Origin of the sequence: Kribbella sp. NPDC003557, from assembly GCF_040610805.1 — a bacterium.
Classification (GTDB): domain Bacteria; phylum Actinomycetota; class Actinomycetes; order Propionibacteriales; family Kribbellaceae; genus Kribbella.
Genome location: NZ_JBEXMY010000013.1, coordinates 140,864 through 158,797, shown reverse-complemented (window position 1 = coordinate 158,797; position 17,934 = coordinate 140,864). Strand labels below are relative to the sequence as shown.

The 17,934-nt window shown below is 69.1% G+C and carries 11 protein-coding genes; 3 read left to right on the top strand and 8 right to left on the bottom strand.

Translation table 11 applies throughout. The annotated features are described in order from the left end of the window. Positions 1-11: 11 nt before the first annotated feature. Both ABZW60_RS39000 and ABZW60_RS38995 read right to left on the bottom strand, forming a co-directional pair. Positions 12-2,735: a glycoside hydrolase family 78 protein gene (locus ABZW60_RS39000; RefSeq protein WP_355485692.1), complete on the bottom strand. Its 2,724-nt coding sequence runs from the start codon at positions 2,733-2,735 to the stop codon at positions 12-14. Next, the gene (locus ABZW60_RS38995) at positions 2,732-4,444 is read right to left on the bottom strand and encodes a hypothetical protein (RefSeq protein ID WP_355485691.1); all 1,713 of its coding nucleotides are present in this window, start codon (positions 4,442-4,444) and stop codon (positions 2,732-2,734) included. Before ABZW60_RS38995 ends, ABZW60_RS39000 begins: the two co-directional genes overlap by 4 nt. Positions 4,445-4,568: 124 nt before the next feature. On the opposite strand from ABZW60_RS38995, the gene ABZW60_RS38990 reads away from it, so the two are divergent. Genes ABZW60_RS38990 through ABZW60_RS38980 form a run of 3 tightly spaced genes read left to right on the top strand, consistent with a single transcriptional unit; the run spans position 4,569 to position 8,522 of the window. Then, complete coding sequence (locus tag ABZW60_RS38990) at positions 4,569-5,576, top strand: alcohol dehydrogenase catalytic domain-containing protein (RefSeq protein WP_355485690.1); 1,008 nt, start codon at positions 4,569-4,571, stop codon at positions 5,574-5,576. Beyond that, positions 5,573-6,862 (top strand): RuBisCO large subunit C-terminal-like domain-containing protein, encoded by a 1,290-nt coding sequence (locus tag ABZW60_RS38985; protein WP_355485689.1) that lies wholly within the window; start codon positions 5,573-5,575, stop codon positions 6,860-6,862. The genes ABZW60_RS38990 and ABZW60_RS38985 overlap by 4 nt, the downstream gene beginning before the upstream one ends. Next, positions 6,855-8,522, top strand: coding sequence for a four-carbon acid sugar kinase family protein (locus ABZW60_RS38980; RefSeq protein WP_355485688.1), 1,668 nt, complete (start codon positions 6,855-6,857; stop codon positions 8,520-8,522). The genes ABZW60_RS38985 and ABZW60_RS38980 overlap by 8 nt, the downstream gene beginning before the upstream one ends. Positions 8,523-9,448: 926 nt before the next feature. Here the strand turns inward: ABZW60_RS38980 and ABZW60_RS38975 are convergent. Genes ABZW60_RS38975 through ABZW60_RS38950 form a run of 6 tightly spaced genes read right to left on the bottom strand, consistent with a single transcriptional unit; the run spans position 9,449 to position 17,920 of the window. Further along, positions 9,449-10,576, bottom strand: a complete 1,128-nt coding sequence (locus ABZW60_RS38975) for a glycoside hydrolase family 28 protein (RefSeq protein ID WP_355485687.1) — start codon at positions 10,574-10,576, stop codon at positions 9,449-9,451. Beyond that, a complete protein-coding gene (locus ABZW60_RS38970) occupies positions 10,569-12,668 on the bottom strand; it encodes a hypothetical protein (protein WP_355485686.1) in 2,100 nt (699 codons plus the stop codon). The genes ABZW60_RS38975 and ABZW60_RS38970 overlap by 8 nt, the downstream gene beginning before the upstream one ends. Further along, a complete protein-coding gene (locus ABZW60_RS38965; protein WP_355485685.1) occupies positions 12,668-13,954 on the bottom strand; it encodes a DUF5605 domain-containing protein in 1,287 nt (428 codons plus the stop codon). The genes ABZW60_RS38970 and ABZW60_RS38965 overlap by 1 nt, the downstream gene beginning before the upstream one ends. Next, complete coding sequence (locus ABZW60_RS38960) at positions 13,951-15,348, bottom strand: DUF5060 domain-containing protein (RefSeq protein ID WP_355485684.1); 1,398 nt, start codon at positions 15,346-15,348, stop codon at positions 13,951-13,953. The genes ABZW60_RS38965 and ABZW60_RS38960 overlap by 4 nt, the downstream gene beginning before the upstream one ends. After that, positions 15,345-16,409 carry a sialidase family protein gene (locus tag ABZW60_RS38955; RefSeq protein ID WP_355485683.1) on the bottom strand — a complete coding sequence of 355 codons (1,065 nt, stop codon included), beginning with the start codon at positions 16,407-16,409 and terminating at the stop codon, positions 15,345-15,347. The genes ABZW60_RS38960 and ABZW60_RS38955 overlap by 4 nt, the downstream gene beginning before the upstream one ends. After that, positions 16,406-17,920 (bottom strand): extracellular solute-binding protein, encoded by a 1,515-nt coding sequence (locus ABZW60_RS38950; protein ID WP_355485682.1) that lies wholly within the window; start codon positions 17,918-17,920, stop codon positions 16,406-16,408. Before ABZW60_RS38950 ends, ABZW60_RS38955 begins: the two co-directional genes overlap by 4 nt. Positions 17,921-17,934 lie beyond the last annotated feature (14 nt).

The window sequence follows — 17,934 nt, the reverse complement described above, 5'->3', positions numbered from 1 at the left end:
CTCTCCAGGCGTCAGGCGGGGGTGGTGAAGTGGAAGGTGCCGGGGGTTACTCGGCAGGTGGTGGTCTCGGCGGTGGTTTCCAGGACGGTGAGGCCTTCGGCTTCGGTCAGTGGGTGGCCGGACTCCTGCGCGGCGGCGGGGTCCGCGGTGGGGATGTGGATGGTCGCGTCGGCGCCAGGTGGGACGGTGACGTCGAGCGTTAGGGTGCCGTCGGCGATCTCCCAGCGGGTCGAGACCCGGCCGGAGGGAATGTCGTACGACGCCTCGGCCCACGTCAGCCGGCCGCCGGGGCGCGGCTTGATGACGAGGTCGCGGAAGCCGACCGACTCAGGCGCCTGGCTGATTCCGGCGACGTCGCCGTACAGCCATTCGCCGACCGAGCCGAGCGAGTAGTGGTTGAACGAGTTCATCGCCACCGGCCCGAACCCGGTCTCTTCCGTCCACCCGTCCCAGCGCTCCCAGATCGTCGTCGCGCCGTGCTTGATCGAGTACCCCCACGACGGGTACCGGTCGTCGTGCAGCAGGTCGTACGCCAACTCGGCGTATCCGTACCTGGTCAGGATCGGGCACAACAACGCGACCCCGGCGAACCCGGTCGTCAGCGATCGCCCACGCAGCTCGAGGTCCGCGACCAGGTGCTTGACCGCGACCTGCTCGGCCTCCTCCGGCAGCAAGCCGAACGCGAGCGCCAGCAGGTACCCGGTCTGGGTCTCGCCGCGAATCTTGCCGTCGGCATCGACGAACTCCGCGACGAACGCCGCCGCGATCTTCGTCCACAGCTCGCGGTACGCCGCGGCCTCGTCCGCCAGCCCGAGCACCTCGGCGGTCGCGGCCGTGAACTCCACGCTGCGCGCGAAGTAGGCCGTCGCGAGAACGTCGCGATCGGTCCGCACACCGACCTGCAGCCAGTCGCCGTAGTGACCACTCGTGCGATGCCGCCAGATCAGATCGGGATTGGCGCGATGGACGTACTCGACCCAGCGCCGCATCACCGGCCACGCGGTCCGGAGCACGCGCTCGTCGCCGTAGAACCGGTACAGCGTCCAGGGCACGATCGTCGCCGCGTCGGCCCAGGCCGGCGTACCGTGCCGGCCGGTGATGACGTGCGGGATCACGTCGGGAATCGCGCCTTCGTCGGTCTGCGCGACCGCGAGATCCGCGAACCAGTTCTCGAAGAACGTGAGCACATCGGCCTGGTACGCCGCGGTGGGCAGGAAGATCTGCGCGTCCGCGGTCCACCCGAGGCGCTCGTCACGCTGCGGGCAGTCGGTCGGGACGCTGACGAAGTTGCCGCGCTGTCCCCAGCGGATGTTGCTGAGCAGCTGGTTGACGCCGGGATCCGAACACTCGAACCGCCCGGCGACCGGTGTGTCCGAGTGCAGCACCCGACCGGTCACGTCCTCGACGGTCAGCTCCCCCGGATACCCGTCGATCTCGACGTACCGGAAGCCGTGCACGGTGAAGATCGGCTCGAAGAACTCCTCGGCCGCGCCGGAGCTGACGAAGTAGTCCGTGGCGTCGGCCGTTCGCAGGTTGGCGGTGTACAGCTCGCCGTCGGCCTGGAGCATCTCGCCGTGCCGCAGCCGGATCCGGTCCCCGGCGTCGGCGCCGCGCACCCGCAACCGCACACGACCGGCCAGATTCTGCCCGAGGTCGACGATGAAGCGCCCGGGCGCGAGTGCGGTCACCGCGACCGCCGGCACGTCCTCGGTCACGCGCACCGGGTCGGTCGTAGCCGCGATCAGTGTCGACACGTCACCACCGAGATCACCGGCCGGCGCCCATTCGCTCGCGTCGTACCCCGCGCCGGTCCAGTCACCCAGCTCGAACCTGGCGTCGTGCGACTCGCCCATCAGCAGGTCGGCGAACCGGATCGGTCCGACATGCTCGACCCAGCGGCCGTCGGTCGCGATCACGGTCCGCGACCCGTCGGCGTGATCGACGACGAGTTGTGCGAGCAGTTGCGGCTTCTTGCCGTAGTGGTGCGCGTGGCTCCGCGTGTCCCATCCAACGTACCCGGACCACCAGCCCTCGCCGAGGACGGCGCCGATCACGTTCTCACCGGCGCGCAGCAGCTCCGTCACGTCGTACGTCTGGTAGGCGACGCGCCGGCGGTAGTCGGTCCACCCCGGCGTCAGCTCGTCGTCGCCGATCCGCTGACCGTTGGCGTGGAACTGGTACAGCCCGTGGGCGGTCGCGTAGAGCCGGGCCCTGGTGATCGGCTGGGTGAGCTCGAACGAGCGGCGGTAGTAGCGCGGCGGCGCGATGGTCGCCTGCCGAACCGTCCGCGGCTCCGCGCGATCCACCGGCGGCTCGAAGTACGGATCAGTCTCGTAGTCGTGCTCGATCCAGTGCGCCTCCCACTCGTCGTCGTGGAAGAGCCCGGTCGCGAACGTCGCCTCGGCCGACAACACCGCTCCGGCCGTGTCCCGTACGTCGACCTGCCACACGTAGTCGGTCTGCGACGTCAGTGGCGCACCGCCGTGGTCGACGTACGTCGTCGGCTCGCTCCGCCACCCGCTGTCCCAGACCTGTGCGCCGTCGCGCAACACCCGCACGCGGAACGCGTCCTGCCGGTCGCCGCGCGCCGGCGACGTCAGCCGCCAGCTCAGCCGCGGTCGCGCCGTACCGATCCCGAGCGGGTCGACCCGGTGCTCGCAGCGCAGGTCGTACGCCGTCAGCCCAGCTAGCTCTGCCACGCGTGGCGGGTCGGACAGCACCCAGTTCTTCGTCACCAGGACCACTCCGTCTCGGGTCGGTGCAGCTCGTACTCACGCAGGCCGCCGGCGTGTTCCGGGCGGTCTCCGTACATCGGGCGGGACGTGCCGGGCGGGTCGATCGCGATCACGTCGTCGCCGCGCCAGGTGGTCCGGAACTCGTTGCCGGCCGCAAGCTCTGTGGTGGTCTGCTCGACCATCGGGAACGTCACGACGACCCGCTCCCCCGGCTGCGGCTTCGGGATCGACAGGTAGCCGTCCGGCGCCCAGATCCGCTCGGCACCGGTCCACTCGTCGTCTCCGCGGCGCAGCTTGAGCCGCGCATACCCGGCCCAGTCGGGGATGCGCACGCGGAGCTCCTCCATCGGCTCGTTGATGTGCAGCTCGACCTTGCCCTCGACCGGCAGATGGCTGATCACGTCGACCGCATGGTGCCCGCGGGTCAGCAGCAGGTTGACCCGGCGCACCCGGTTGTCGCCGGTGACGATGCTGTTCCACGCCCAGAAGAGTCCACGGACGCCGGAGCCGACGCAGCAGGCTTGCACGTCGTTGGTGTGGCCGCGCCCCAGCGGCACGTCGGAGACGTAGTCGTTCGGAGCGCCGTACCCGCAGAACGCGCCGAGGACGCGCTCGCCGACGTTCACGTACGTCCGCCAGCCGGGCTCGTCCTGCGAGCGGTCCGGCGCGGACTCGACCCAGCTCACGTCCTGCAGCTGCGACGCGGCGAGGTGGTTGCGGACGAAGCGCTCGACGACCGGCCAGTACGTCGTGAGCCCGTTGCCGGCCAGAGTCGTGCCCAGGCCGATGAGGTCGACGAGTGAACAGGTCTCATGCTCGTACTGCTGGTCGGCGAGGTCACCCGGCGTCCAGCCGAACCTGGTCGCCTCGCCGAGAACCCAGTCGTAGCTGCGCCGCACGAACTCGGTCAGCCCGTGGTCACCCGTGTGCCGGGCCAGCCGGGCCAGACCCTCGAGCGTCCCGACCCGTGTGTGGAAGTGACCGCTGCGGTAGGCGCGGGCCGGGTTGAAGCTCCCGTCCGCGTTGAACACACCGCTCTTCTCAACGATCAGCCGGGCGAACCACTCGCACAGCTCGAGCGCGTCGGTGTTACCCGTAGCCTGGTGGTAGCGCAGCAGCGGCATGATCAGACGGCCGGAGAAGGACGCCGGGTCCGGCGCGAGGTGCAGGTCGATCGCGTTCGACGACGGCCAGCCGTCCTTCGTGTACTCCGAGGCCGGGTAGAACCAGACGTCGCGCTCCTTGATCGCGATGCGCTTCAGCGCGGCCACCTGACGGTCCGCGGCCCGCCGGGCCTGTGGATCGTCGGCGGCGACCACGGCGGTCGTCATCGCGAGCAGGGTGGCGCGCTGGTCGATCAGATTCGCATTCGGCAGCCAGTGGCCCTTGGGGTGGATCTGGCGGTAGGTGAGACCGTCGTCGGCCAGCAGGGCGAACAGCCGCTGCCGGTAGCGGTCGGCGATCGTGTCCCACCGCGGGTCCCAGTCCTTGCCGCCGGTCATCTGCCGGGTGAGCAGGATCGCGTCGGTGAGCCGGCCGTGACTGGAGCCGTAGTCCCAGTCGCCGTGGTCCATACGGGCCGGGCGGGCCAGCAGGTTCGCACTGAAGAACGGGATGCCGTCCAGGTCGTCGTCGGCCAGGCCGGTCACCGCGTTCATCGCCAGCGCGGCCCGGTCCTCGAGCAGCAGTGTCACGGGGATCGTCGCCATGAGGTAAACCTTTGCCTCCGCGGCCGCCGAAGTCAACCGGCTATCCACAGGCTGGCCGATCCGCCTTGTTTTCTTGGCGTTTGCTGGCGGAGACTGGGCGGACCCGAGCGAAAGGAGAGGCCTCGTGCGAGCAGCCGTTCTGGAGGCACCGCGGCAGGTTTCGGTGACCGACGTGCCGGATCCCGAGACAGGCGGCGACGTGCTGCTCAGGATGCGCGCGGTCGGGCTGTGCGGCTCGGATCTGCACACCTGGAGCGGGCGCCATCCGTTCCGCAAACCGCCTGTGGTGCTGGGCCATGAGGGTGCCGGCGAGGTTGTCAGGTCAGGCGACCCACGCTTCCGGGCGGGCGACCGCGTCGCAGTGCTTCCGGCCCTGTCCTGCTGGGATTGCACGCGGTGCGAGAGCGGGAATCCCCATCTCTGCAAGCACAAACGCGTTCCCGGCCTGGGCTGGCCGGGGATGCTGAGTGAGTACTTCGCGGCGCCCGGGCGCGTGCTGGTGCCGCTGCACGACCAGATCGGGTACGGCGAGGGCGCGATGATCGAGCCGGTCGCGGTCGGGTGGCGCTCGACCTCGGCGGTGCGGGCCGGTGACGCCGTCGCCGTGCTCGGCGGCGGTGCGATCGGGAGCCTCGCGGCGGCGATCAGCCTGCATCGCGGTGCGCGGACCGTGCTGGTGAGCGATATCAAGCAGCACAACCGCGAGTTCCTGGTCGCGCAAGGGGTCGAGTTCGTGGTGGATCCGCTCGCATCGGACCTGACGGCGATCGGGCTCGAGGCGAGTGGTGGCGACGGGTTCGACGTGGTCGTCGTGGCGTCCGGGCATCCGGGGTGCCTGGCGGAGGCGCTGGCGTTGTGCAGACCGCGTGGGCAGGTGGTGCTGCTGCCCATGTTCGGCGGCGCGTTGACGGTTGATCTGAATCCGGTGGTTCTCAAGGAGGTCACAGTGCAGGGCTCGACGATCTACACACCGGCCGATTTCGCGGCGGCCGCACGTCTCGTCAACACGCGGACTCTCGACGTCCGTCCGTACATCTCCGACGTCGTGCCACTCGGCCGTACACCGGAAACTCTGGCGGCGATCGACAGCGGCGCCGCCCACCTCAAGACGCAGATCGACCCGACCCGATGAGCGCCCACGAGGTCGTCGCCACCTACCTGATCGAGACCTACCTCCCCCTGTCCCAAGCCGCCGAAGCCATCGCCGGCGAACAGTCCACAGGCACCTTCACAGCCGTCGCCCGCGAAACCCCCGAGCTCCGCGAACGCTTCGCCGCCCGAGTCGTGTCGATCGAAGAACTTCCCCCCACCGGCAACCCCGACCTCCCCGGAGCAACCCACCCAACACCAACCGTCGCCACCACCGCAGGAGCTTCACCGGAGGTCAAGCGGAGCGCGCGAGTGCGGGTGGCCTTCGGGCTCGACAACTTCGGGCCTTCCTTGCCCAACTTGCTGGCCGCGGTGGCGGGGAACCTGTTCGAGCTTCGGCAACTGGCCGGGATACGACTGCTCGACCTCGATCTCCCGGCACCCTTCGCCGAGCGCTATCCAGGACCGCGGTTCGGCGTCCGTGGGACGCGCGAGCTGCTCGACCGGCCGGACGGCGTCCTCCTCGGCACGATCGTGAAACCGAGCATCGGCCTGCCGCCGGAAGAGCTCCGCCTGGTCGTCCGCGAGCTCGCCGAAGCGGGGATCGACTTCATCAAGGACGACGAGCTGATGGGCAACCCGCCGCACTCCCCGCTCGCCGACCGCGTGGCAGTCGTCACCGAGGAGCTCGACAAGGTCGCCGCGCGGACGGGTCGCCGCCCCATGTACGCGTTCAACATCACCGACGACCTCGACCGCATGGCCGCCAACCACGACCTGGTCCGGGCATCCGGCGGCACCTGCGTCATGGTGTGCGTCAACCTCGTCGGCTTCACCGGCCTCGCCTGGCTGCGCGAACGCTGCGCCCTGCCCATCCACGGCCACCGCGCGATGACCGGCGTCTACACCCGCGCACCACAGCTCGGCATCGACTACGTCGCCTGGTCCAAGCTCGCGCGCCTGGCCGGCGCCGATCACCTGCACACCAACGGCCTGTCCAACAAGTTCTACGAGACCGACGAGGAGGTCCTACGCTCCATCACGGCCGTCCGCACACCACTGCTAGGAGGCTACGAGACCCTGCCCGTACTCTCCTCCGGCCAGACCCCCGGGCTGGCCCCCGAGACATACCGCCGCACCAACACCACCGACCTCCTCGTACTAGCAGGCGGCGGCATCCACGGCCACCCAAGCGGACCAAGCGCCGGTGTAGCCGCCATGCGCGCAGCCTGGTCAGCCACCACATCCGGCACCAACCTGACCACAGCCGCCAGCCAGCATCCCGCACTCCAACAGGCCCTACAAAAGTTCGGCCACGGCCGTGGTTGAGGCAGCCTTCTACGGCGACGACTTCACCGGCTCTACGGATGCGATGGTGCAGTTCGCTCGGGCCGGGCTGCGGTCGGTGTTGCTCGTGACGTTGCCGTCGGCACGTGAGCTGCGGGAGCTGGCCGAGCGGTACGACGTGATCGGTGTCGCGGGCATCGCGCGGTCGTTGCCGCCGGACGAGCAGGAGGCTGAGCTGCGCCCGGTGCTGAATGCCCTGCAGGACCTCGGGCCGCGCGTGCTGCAGTACAAGGTCTGCTCGACCGCCGACTCCTCCCCCACCCGCGGCAGCATCGGTCGTGCGTTGGAGATCGGGCGGGAGGTCTGTGGTCCCGCCGTCGTTCCCATCCTCATCGCGCAACCGGAGCTTGGCCGCTACACCGTCTTCAGCCACCACTTCGCCGCCGAAGCCGGCACGATCCACCGCCTCGACCGCCAACCCACCATGTCCACCCATCCCGCCACCCCCATGCACGAATCCGACCTCCGCCGACACCTCTCCCACCAAACCTCCCTCCCGATAACCGCCCTCCACCTGACCGCCTACCCCGCCCACCCAACCAGCCTGCCGACGCCCGATGACGCCGCCGCGGTCCTACTCGACGCCTTGACCGACGAGGACCTACGAACGCTCGGACAGGCGATCGTGGCAGCCCTGACACCGGGAGAGGTCCGCTTCGCCATCGGCTCAGGCGGCCTGTCCCAAGCCATCGGCTCGGCCCTTCGACCTGCTCGCAGATCAGTTGGTCCCGCCTCGCCAAACGCGAACGAAACAGGCACCGCCGCCTCCCAAGACCTGAGCCGGACGGCAGATACCCCCTCGCCACACACAAGCGCGGCGCATGGTCCAGCCTCACCAAATGCGAACGGAACAGGCACCACCACCTCCCACGACCCGAGCCAGGCGGCAGATACGCCCACGCCACACGCGAGCGCGGTGGATGGTTCACCAAGCGGGAACGGCAGCGCTGCCACCGCCTCGCCCGCCGCGAGCGGCCCGGCCGGCACACCCACACCACACGTCACCGCGGTGGATCGCCCGGCCTCGTCAAGCGGGAACGGCACGGCTCCTGCCGCTTCGCCCGCCGCGAGCGGCCCGGCCGGTACGCCCACACCACACGTCAGCGCGCTGGATCGCCCGGCCTCGCCACACGCGAGCGGGGTGGCTGCTGACGCCTCGCCAAACCTGAGCGCGGCGGTCTTGGTGGTTTCGGGCAGTCAGTCCTCGCGTACTGCGGAGCAGATTGAGTGGGCGCGGCGCGCGGGGTGGGTGGTGTTGCCGCTGGTGGATGGTGTGGTGGGGAGGGCGGTTGGTGCGTTCGCGGATGGGGCGGAGGGGGTTGTTGTGCACACGAATGAGCTTGGTCGTGAGGATCTCGAGCAGGTGCCGGCTGGTCTTGCTGAGGTTGTGCATGGAGTTGTCGCGGCGACGGCCGTGCGCCGGGTAGTTGTCGCAGGTGGGGATACATCCGGCCAGGTGTTGCGGCAGCTTGGCATCAGTGCCCTCGAGCTGGCAGGTCCAACTCAGCCGATCGCACCCGGAGTGCATCTGTGTCGTACGTCGGCTGCTGCGCCGGAGCTTGACGGTCTGCAGGTGTTGCTGAAGCCGGGACAGCTCGGCGAGGCCGACCTTTTCACGCAGTACCAAAGCAGTTCAGCGTGACAGACCCGACCCGCGCCCGCAGGCTGTCGCGCAACCCACCGTGCGCGGTACCGGGACAACTCGGCGCGGCCGTCCTGCGCACGCAGTACCAGAGCAGGTCAGCGTGACAGACCCGAGCCGCGCCCGTGGGCTGTCGCGGAACCCACGGCGCCCGGTACCGGAACAACTCGGCGCGGCCGACCTGCGCACGCAGTACCAAAGCAGGTCAGCGTGACAGACCCGACCCGCGCCCGCGGGTTGTCGTGAACTCCACGGTACGCGCGGAGCAGCTTGGTGAGGCCGGGCCGTTTACGCGGCTTCGGAGCAGGCTGGTGATGGACTCGACCCGTGCCTGCGAGCTGGCGCCGAGTTGCGCGGTTCGCGGTGGTGGTGCGGCTTGGTGAGGTCGGGCTGTTTTGGGTGGTTCGGAATAGGTCTGGGTGAAGGACTCGACTGAGCGCCTGCGAGCTGTCGTGGAGCTCCGTGGTTCGCGATGGTGGGGCAGCTTGGTGAGGCCGGGCTGGTAAGGCGGTTCGGAGCAGGTGGGTTACGCGGCTTCGGAGCAGGCCGGGTGAAGGACTCGACCGAGCGCCCGCGAGCTGTCGCGCAACTCCGCGGCTCGCTTTGGCGGGGCAAGTTGGTGTGTGCGGGCTGTTTACGCGGGTTCGGTGCAGGCGGGTGAAGTACTCGACCCGCGCCTGCGGGGCTGGCGCGAACTCCGCGGTTCGCGGTACCGGGAGAGCTCGGTGAGCCCGGGCTGTTCACGCAGTACCAGAGCAGGTCAGCGCTGAGGATCCGATCGGCACCTGCAGGCTGGCTCGGTGTTTCGTGGTGGTGGGGTGGGTTGGTGAGGTTAGGCGGGTTCGGAGGAGATCTGGGTGGAGGGCTCGGCTGGTGGCTGCCGGCTGGTGCGGGGGTCGGTGGGGCGTGGTGGTGAGGTGGGCTGGTTAGGCGGGTTCTGGGGAGGTGAGGGTGAAGGATTGGATTGGGGCCTGTGGGGTGTCGAGGAGTTCTATGGATCGGGGAGCGGAGCGGACTGTCAGGTTCTTGATGGTGATGTTGCGTACTACGGGGGTGTGGCCGCCGAAGTGTTCTGGTTCTGCGTGGCGGGTGGTGATGAGGATCGCGGAGGTGGTGACTGACTCGACTGTGAGGTTCTCGACGGTGATGTGTTCGATCAGGCCGCCGCGGGACGAGTTGGTCTTGATTCGTAAGGCGTGGTCGACGGCTGGGCCGGTGACGTGCAGGTCGCGGGCGTGGATGTTGTGGACTCCGCCGGACGCTTCGCTCCCGATTGTCAGGGCGCCGTGGCCTGCGACGAACCGGCAGGACTCGACGAGGATGTTCCGGGACGGGCGGCCCACACGGCGGCCGTCGTCGTCGCGGCCGGATTTGATCGCGATGCAGTCGTCACCGGTGTCGAACGAGCAGCCGCTGATGACGACATCCGTGCAGGAGTCCGGGTTGCAGCCGTCGTTGTTCGGGCCGTGCGAGTCGACGGTGACGCCACGCACGAGGACCTCGCTGCAGTAGACCGGATGCACCACCCACATCGGGGCGTTGACGATCCGTACGTCCTCGATGCGCACGCGCCGGCAGCTGTGTGGCTGGACGAAGCTGGGGCGGAAACCATGACCGGGTTCGAAGACGCGGTCCGCCACCGGCACGCCGTCGTCGACCATGCGCAGCAGACGTTCCCAGTCCGTGCGCGGTCGGGTGCTGCGCCACCAGTTGTCCGTGCTCGCGCCACCGTCGAGGGTCCCGGTGCCGGTGATCGCGACGTCCGTTTCGTCGTACGCGTAGATGAGAGGTGAGTGACTGAAGCACTCGATTCCCTGCCAGCGGGTGCGGACGATCGGGTACGCCGTCGGGTCGGTGCTGAACCGCAGCGTCGCCCCGGCGGACACGTGCAGCTCGACGTTGCTGCGCAGCCGGATCGCGCCGGTCACGAATTCACCGGCGGGTACGACGACGCGCCCGCCGGTGAGCGCGCACGCGTCGATCGCCTTCGCGATGGCGGCCGTACAGTCCGCGTCGGCAGCGGCCCCGAACTCGGTGATCAGGTAGTCAGTCATCGGCCGGCGGCAGGGCTTGGACGCGGAGGGCGTTGGCGAGCGGCACGGCGATGACCCAGCTGGGGTTCCAGGTGTTGGCGTGGCCGCGGCGCTGCCAGTGTGTCTGGAAGACGGCTTCGCCTTGTTCGCCGGGGAGAGGGAAGTTCCAGTCGTTGGGGCTGGTGGCGACGGTCTGCGTGAGGGCCTGGAGCGTCGTTCGCGCCGCTTCGACGTACGACGGGCGGTTGGCGGTGAGTCCGAAGGACAGGAGTTCGTACGTCGGGAAGAAGGTGTCGAGGTGGTGATTCTGGACGCTGACAGTCGGCCAGCCGATCGCGTTGAAGCCCGCCGCGTGCAGGGGCGAGTCCTCGTCCTGTTCCGGGGACCAGACGTAGACCCAGGTCAGGAGCCAGTCGGCGGCTACCTCGCACCAGGTCGCGTAAGTGGGATCGCCGGTGCGGCGGAAGAGTTCGTAGGCGGCCATGAAGTAGTACATGCCGGCTTCTTTGTCCTCGCACGCCGCGTCCAGAGTCGAGCGCGAGAACGGGCGGTCGAAGGTCCGCGCGTGCTGGTCGTGGTACCGCGAGAGCCAGACGGTTGCCTCCGACAACAGCTCGGGGTCGCCGAGGACCTCCGAGGCCTTCAGAGCAGCCAGCACGCACGGGATCCCGGCCGACGAGACTGTCGTCGCCGCCGGGGAGCCGTCCAACCGCCACCCCACCGGGAATGTACCGTCAGCCAGCTGGGCGCCGGATCCGGCCGGGGTACGGAGGAAGGTCATGGACTCGGTCAGAGCATTCAACCAGGACGGCGGGACGGGTTCGTCGTGAGTCCGGAACAGGGTGATGACGTCGGCCAGGTCGGCGATCGTCTCGCCGTACGCGCGGCTGGAGATCATCGGCCGGTTGCCGGTGCGGAAGCTCGTCCAGCGTCGGGTCGTCACCTGGTAAGCGTTGTGGCGCAGGCCGGGAGTCGGCGTCGGGCTGCCCGACAGGTAGAACTCGACAGCCGCGCGGCACCGGTCGATTCGCAGGCGGTCCCGCGTGGTGAAGCCGATCTGGGCGTCACACCAGGCGAGCTTGAGCGCCTGGCCCGTCCACCCGTACAGGAAGTGCCGGGACTTCCGCGGACCGTTGCCGGGAATCTCGCTGAACTTGGTGTAGCCGGCCACCGTCCCGGACTGGAACCACCGGTTGTCCAGAGCAACCGTCTTCAGCCGGACCAGCTCGTCGGGCGCCAGACCGTCGGCACCGGAGCCGGTGAAGAGCGTGCGTGCTGTGTGGACGAGTTGCCGGAAGGCGTGACCGCGGACATCCTGAGGGCCCCAGTCGAGGACCAGGTGTTGCGTGTAGGTCTCCCCCGGCCGCAGCGTCAGGTAGCCGTCGTCGGTGGCCTCGGTCTCGGCTTTGCTGACGTACCGGATGTCCTGCTTGCCGTCGAACATCAGTACGCCGCTGAGCGCCGCGATCACCGGCCCGTCCTGGCGGATCGCGCCGAGCGAGCCGTAGCGGACCTGACCATCTCCGGAGCGCCGGGCCTGCGGGCGCGAGAGGACGGACAGCCAGCGGCGTTCGCGGCCCTCACGCCATTCGAGGTTCACGCCGGGGATCGGCAGCCGGTCCTCCTCGGCGAGGAAACCGCCGCCGGGCGTCGGGCCGATCCGCGGTACGGCGCGCGCCGGGTCGGCGGACGGGTTGTCGTTGTAGATCAGGCCGGGGACGGTGAGCTGGCTGTCCTTGACCCGGCCCAGGTCGAGCAGCAGCCCGACGGCGAGGTCGGCGAGGCGGCGCTTGCTGGTGTTGCGCCAGCGGAGCTCGAGATTCAACCGGTCGGCGTCGTCGAAGGACAGGCGCGCTTCGACGGCGAGTGGTCCGGTCCGGCAGCCTGCTCGGTGCTCGCCCGGGCGCCGCGAGATCCACCAGCCGTCGGGCGCCGGTGTGCCGGCGGTCTGGAGCAGGCTCGGCTGCCAGGGGCGGCTGGCTGAGCAGGTGAGCAGGCCGGCCAGGGGGCGTTCGAGGTAGGTCGGGCCGTCGGTCAGGCCGAGCTGCAGGACGACGCCGTCGGGCGTGCGGCGGAGCTCGGCTTGGCGGGGGCCTGAGGTGAGCGGTGGCATCAGGAGGTCCGGCGGATCTGGATTGCCTGGTACTGCGTGCCGGGCAGGCGGACGGTGAGTGTGCCGGTGACGGTTTCGCGGGTGCGGCGTACGGAGTGGTTCCAGACGTCCAGTACGTCGACGTCGTAGACGCCGTCGGGGAGGGAGAAGGTGCGGTCGGGGAACTGGTGCTCGCCGAGGTACTGCAGGTAGTACGAGCCCGGCACCGCCAGGGTCGGCGCGTCGCGGTAGTCGTCGATGGGCTCCACGCCGTCCGGCATTTCGTCGAGCACCTCACGCAACAGCCGCAGCCGCTGCGCGACAACGCCAGTGGGCCGGCTGCCACCGGCGGACCACGGCACGGTGCCGCCAGACGACTGCTCGGCGCCGCCAGACGACTGCTCGGCGCCGCCAGACGACTGCTCGGCGCCGCCAGACGACTGCTCGGCGCCGCCAGACGACTGCTGGGGGTCGGCGGTTGGTTGTGGGGCGACGTACCACTCGGCGTGGGTGACGTGGGCGCCGCGGACCGTGCCTTCCCAGATGCGGGTGAGCATCTCCTCGGGGCGGAGGCTGGTGTCCGGGGTGGTGCCGTTGCCTTCGTGGCCGCAGGCGTCTACGAAGACGGGTTTGGCGTGGTCGCGGCGGAGGGCCGAGACGCCGCGGAGGTTCTCGAGGCGGACGCTGAGGTGGGTCAGCCAGGGCGGTCCGGGGTCGGTTGCCTCGTGCATCGAGATCAGGTGGTGGCTGGGATCGAGCTCGGCGATCAGCTCGGCCAACCGCCGGACGTCCGCGGCAACCGGCGTAGGCGACAGGCACCACGTGATGTTGCGGTAGGCGGACAGCCGGTTCACCGTGGCGCGGATGGTGGGCTCGTCGAGCGGCAGGATCACGTCGGCGACGATGCCGGCCGTCAGCAGATCCCGGACCTGGTCCTCGAGAGCCTTCGAGAATGCGAGGCGGACCCGGTTGAAGGGCGATGCCGCGATCGCGGGACGGGCCGCGGCCCATTGGTCGGGGCGGCCGAACCACGACGTCGTCAGCGGGTGGTACGGCGTGCCGTCCGCCCACCGCAGCGTCGTCCCGGCCCGCCGGACAGGTCCGTGCGACGTCGCGGGCGTGCACGTGAACCTGCCGCCGTCGTACGTCCACTCGCCTTCCAGGTCCGGGCTGAACCGGACGAGCCAGCTCTCCCCCGACTGGAACGACTCGGCGTAAGCGGTGGCGCCGGACGGGTGGCGGAACTGCACGCCGGTCGGTCCGGAGACTGGTAGTTCGAGCACGTCCCAGCGTGCTACTGACGTCATCGGGTGCCTCTCAGGGCGAGGTACGGGGTGGCGGGCAGCGGGATGCGGCTCGGGCCGGCGTAGTCGGCCAGTGGGGTGATGGTCATCGCGCGGGTGTCGATCAGGTCGAAGTGGAACGGCGATCCGTCCGGCAGGTCGAGCTCGACCGCCGACGGCTGCCGGTCGCCGAGGTAGTGCAGCACGCACCGGTCGGTGTCGACCTCGCCGTCGGACTGGCGCGGCAGTCCGGCGAACACGGCGCGGAGGAAGTCGATGCGCTCCGGGCTGTCGCCGTACAGCCGGCCGCCGATCGAGATCCACGCCCGGGTCTCCCGGTCGACGAACGACTCGCCGTGACCGACGTACCCGCCGAGCGCCATACCCTGCCAGAACCGGTGCACCATCTCGTCCGCGGTCAGGTTGCCCCAGCGGCGGCCGGCGTTGCCCTCGTAGCCGATCTCGTCGATCACCACCGGCTTCGGGCAGTCCCGCCACGCGGCGACCTCGGCGCCGTCCCAGTGCTGCACGCTCTGGTGGGTGATCCACGGCTTGCCGAAGTCGTACGGCGTGAAGACCTCGTACATCTTGGTGCCGTTGTGGATCGACCGCAGCCGCTGGTACGGGTCGTAGCGCTGCACCAACTGCAGCAGCCGGTCCCAGTCCGCGATCGTCTTCTCGTGGTTGAAGTCGTACTCGTTCGACAGCGACCACCAGACGTTGCGGTACGCCGCCAGTCGCGCGACGACGTACCGCAGGTACGCCGCGTCCTGGGCCGGTGTCATCCGGTCGAAGCCCCACACGCCACGGTCGTACGGGTGGAACAGGATCAGGTCCGCCTCGATGCCCAGGGCCAGCAGGTCGGCGACGCGGCTCTCGAAGTGCTGGAAGAACACCGGGTCGTACCGGTCGACGTCGACGGCGCCGGGTGTCGAGCCCGCGAACGGGGTGCGCTCCGGGCGCATCCCGTCCGTAGGCAGCAGGCACATCCGGACCTTGTCGAACGGGGCCTCGCGCAACGACTCCAGGGTGAGCTCCTGAAGCTCCTTGGACTCGTACGTCCAGTGGTAGCAGGTCGTACCGATGCAGTCGTAGCGCGTGCCGTCGGTGTAGGAGAAGTGGTGCTTGCCCAGGACAGTGACGGGCCCGTGGTTTCCCTGGCCCGGTGTAGTGCAAGTGAACGTGCCCTGGTGCCCGTCCAGCTCGGGGGCGGAGCTGGAGGTGATGTACGACCACTCCCCCTCACGGTCCGGGGAGAACCGCGCGCGGAAGACACCGTCGCCGTCGTAGAAACCGTCGACGGTCACCATCCGGTTCCGGAACTGGTAGGTGACCTGGAACTCGACCTCCGCGAACGGGTTGCCCTCAGCAGGCCCGGTCAGGGTGAGCTCGTGCAAGCCCCACTTCTCGATACTCATGGCAATCGGTCTCCTGCCTGGATCCACTCGGGCGCCAGGATCACGTGCTTGATGGTCTTGCGCAGGTACGAGTACGCGACGTGCAGCCGGCCGTCGCGGGTCTGCAGCAGCGTCGGGTACGAGTAGCCGAACTCGTTGTCGCGGTACTCCTCGTCCTGCACCTGGAGGTTGCGCCAGTACGGCCAGGTGGCGCCGTCGTCCTCGGACAACGCCAGCGTCAGCGGGGTCCGCAGGGTCTTCCGGCGGACGCCGCCCTTGCCGTCGTCGACCCAGCGGAACTGGTCGCGGTCGGCGCACGAGTCGTTGAACACCATGACGAGCCGGCCGTCGGTGAGCCGGAGCACCTGGATCGCCGAGTTGTTGTTCGGCAGCGTGGTGCGCTCCGGCGCGGTCCAGGTGCGGCCGTTGTCCTTGGACACCGACCGGTGGATGCGGTCGGCGGCGCGGCTGCGGTAGTAGCCGACGAGTTCGCCCGGTGAGAGCTCGGCGACGCTCATCTGCACCTGCCCGACCGCGTCCGGCACCTCCACGGTCGACCACGTCGAGCCCTGGTCGGTGCTGAGTTTCAGCACCGTGCGTTCGGCGGTCTTGTCACAGTCGTACGCCGGCAGCAGCCAGTCGCCGTTGCTCAGCACGACGATCGGGTTCCGGATGAACGAACCGAGGTGGTCGAACAGCACCTCGCTCCGCTCCCAGGACAGCCCGCCGTCGGTCGAGACGCGACGGATCACGCGCGACGTCGACTGGTCGTGCGGCTCGTTCGACGTGTGCAGCAACCAGACGTGGTTCTCAGGAGTGACGAACAACAACGGGTTCTGTTCGGAGCGGCGCGGATCGGACGACAGTTGCTCGGGCGGCAACCAGGTGTCGGTGCCGGCCGGGAGGCGGGAGAGCACGATGTTCGTGTCCGGCTCGCCCTCCCCCGGCCCGTTGAACCACGCGCACAACAGGTCGCCGGACGCGGTCTCGACCAGCGTCACGGCGTGGCTGTCGCCGGGGTGGATGGTGGGCAGGAGGGCCGCACCCTCGCGGATGCGGCCGTCGAACCTGGGGTCGTTCACCATGTGAGCCCGCGGGCGACCTGCGCCTTGATGTAGTCCGGGATGTCCTGCGTCTCGGTGACGAGCAGCGACGAGTCGACGTCCATGCCGTCCTTGAGCACGTGCTGCCGGAACACCTTGTACAGCGGGATGTCCCAGTACTCGGTGTTCTGGTAGTTCTTGATCACCGCGTTCTCGCCCCAGTACACGGCCGACGTGTCGACCGCCGCGAGCTCCGGGATCGCCGTACCGAACGCGTTCACGACGGCGTCGGTCTTCAGCACCGCCTTCATGCCGTACGACGAGATCCGGGTCTGCATCTCCTCCGACACCAGGTACTTGATCACGTCCAGCGCCTGGTCCTTGTGCTGCGACTGCGGCGGGATGAACGCGGCCCGGGTGTCCGGCTGGTAGATCGTCTGCGAGCCGCGGGACAGCACCGGCATCGAGGTGACGCCGATCTTGACGCTCTTGGCCCACTCGGCGAACTGCGCGGCGTCGTCCTCCTCGACGTAGTACGGGCTGAGGGCGTACGCGTTCAGCTTCGACAGGTTGTTCACCGCCATCGCGAGATGCCCGGGGAAGCTCATGTCGCCCTTGAAGAAGTCGTCCACCGTGGTGAAGTTGTTCCGCGGGATCATCAGGAACCGGTACATGTTGTTCGCGACGGTCTTCCACTCCGCGCTGGTCAGGTTGACCTTCACGTCCTCCGGCGCCGGCTGCTCGCTGGAACCGGGCACGAACGGGTAGAGCCCGAGCTGGTTCATCGCGAGGTAGTTGTCCGGGTGCTGCATGTAGCCCTTGTAGTGGTGGATCCCGTCCTGCCGGGTGAGCTTCTGCGCGAGCTTGTAGACGTCGTCGTACGTCGACCCGGCCGTCGGGTACCGGACGCCGAACTTGTCGAAGACCAGCTTGTTGTAGAACAGCAGGCTCTCGTCGATCCACAGCGGGACGCCGTACAGGCCGCCGTCGGAGCGGGACTTGATCTGCTCGACCGAGCCGATGTTGAGCTTGGTCAGGTCGATACCGGCCTGCTGGACGAGCCCGGTGATGTCCTGGGTCCAGCCCAGCGGCTCGAGGTCCCGGTCGATCCGCAGCCGCGGGTCCTCCAGGATCAGGTCCGGCACCCGGCCGGCCTTGGCCATGTCCTCGTACCGGATCGGGTAGTCCCAGGTGGCGTACTTGAGCTTGATGTTCGGGAACTTGGCCTGGATCGCGTCACCGAACACGGTGTCGAAGTACCGGGTCGCCTCGCGGCCGTTGTCGTTGCCGCCGAGCTCGAAGGGCTTGAAGTTGGCGGCGAAGACGAACAGCTCGTCGTCGGCGACCGAGAACGGCACGTTGTACTTGTTCGGGATGTCGACGACACCGGCCGCGGACTGAGCGGCTGACCGGGCGCCCGCGCGGGGTACGGCGGTGGTGGAGCTCGCCGCGGCCGGCGTGGTCTGCAGTGCGCCGCCGAATGCGGCAAGTCCACCGATCAGTGCGCCGTTTCGTAACAGGCCACGGCGGGACATGTTTCCTTCAGACATGGAGATGACCTTTC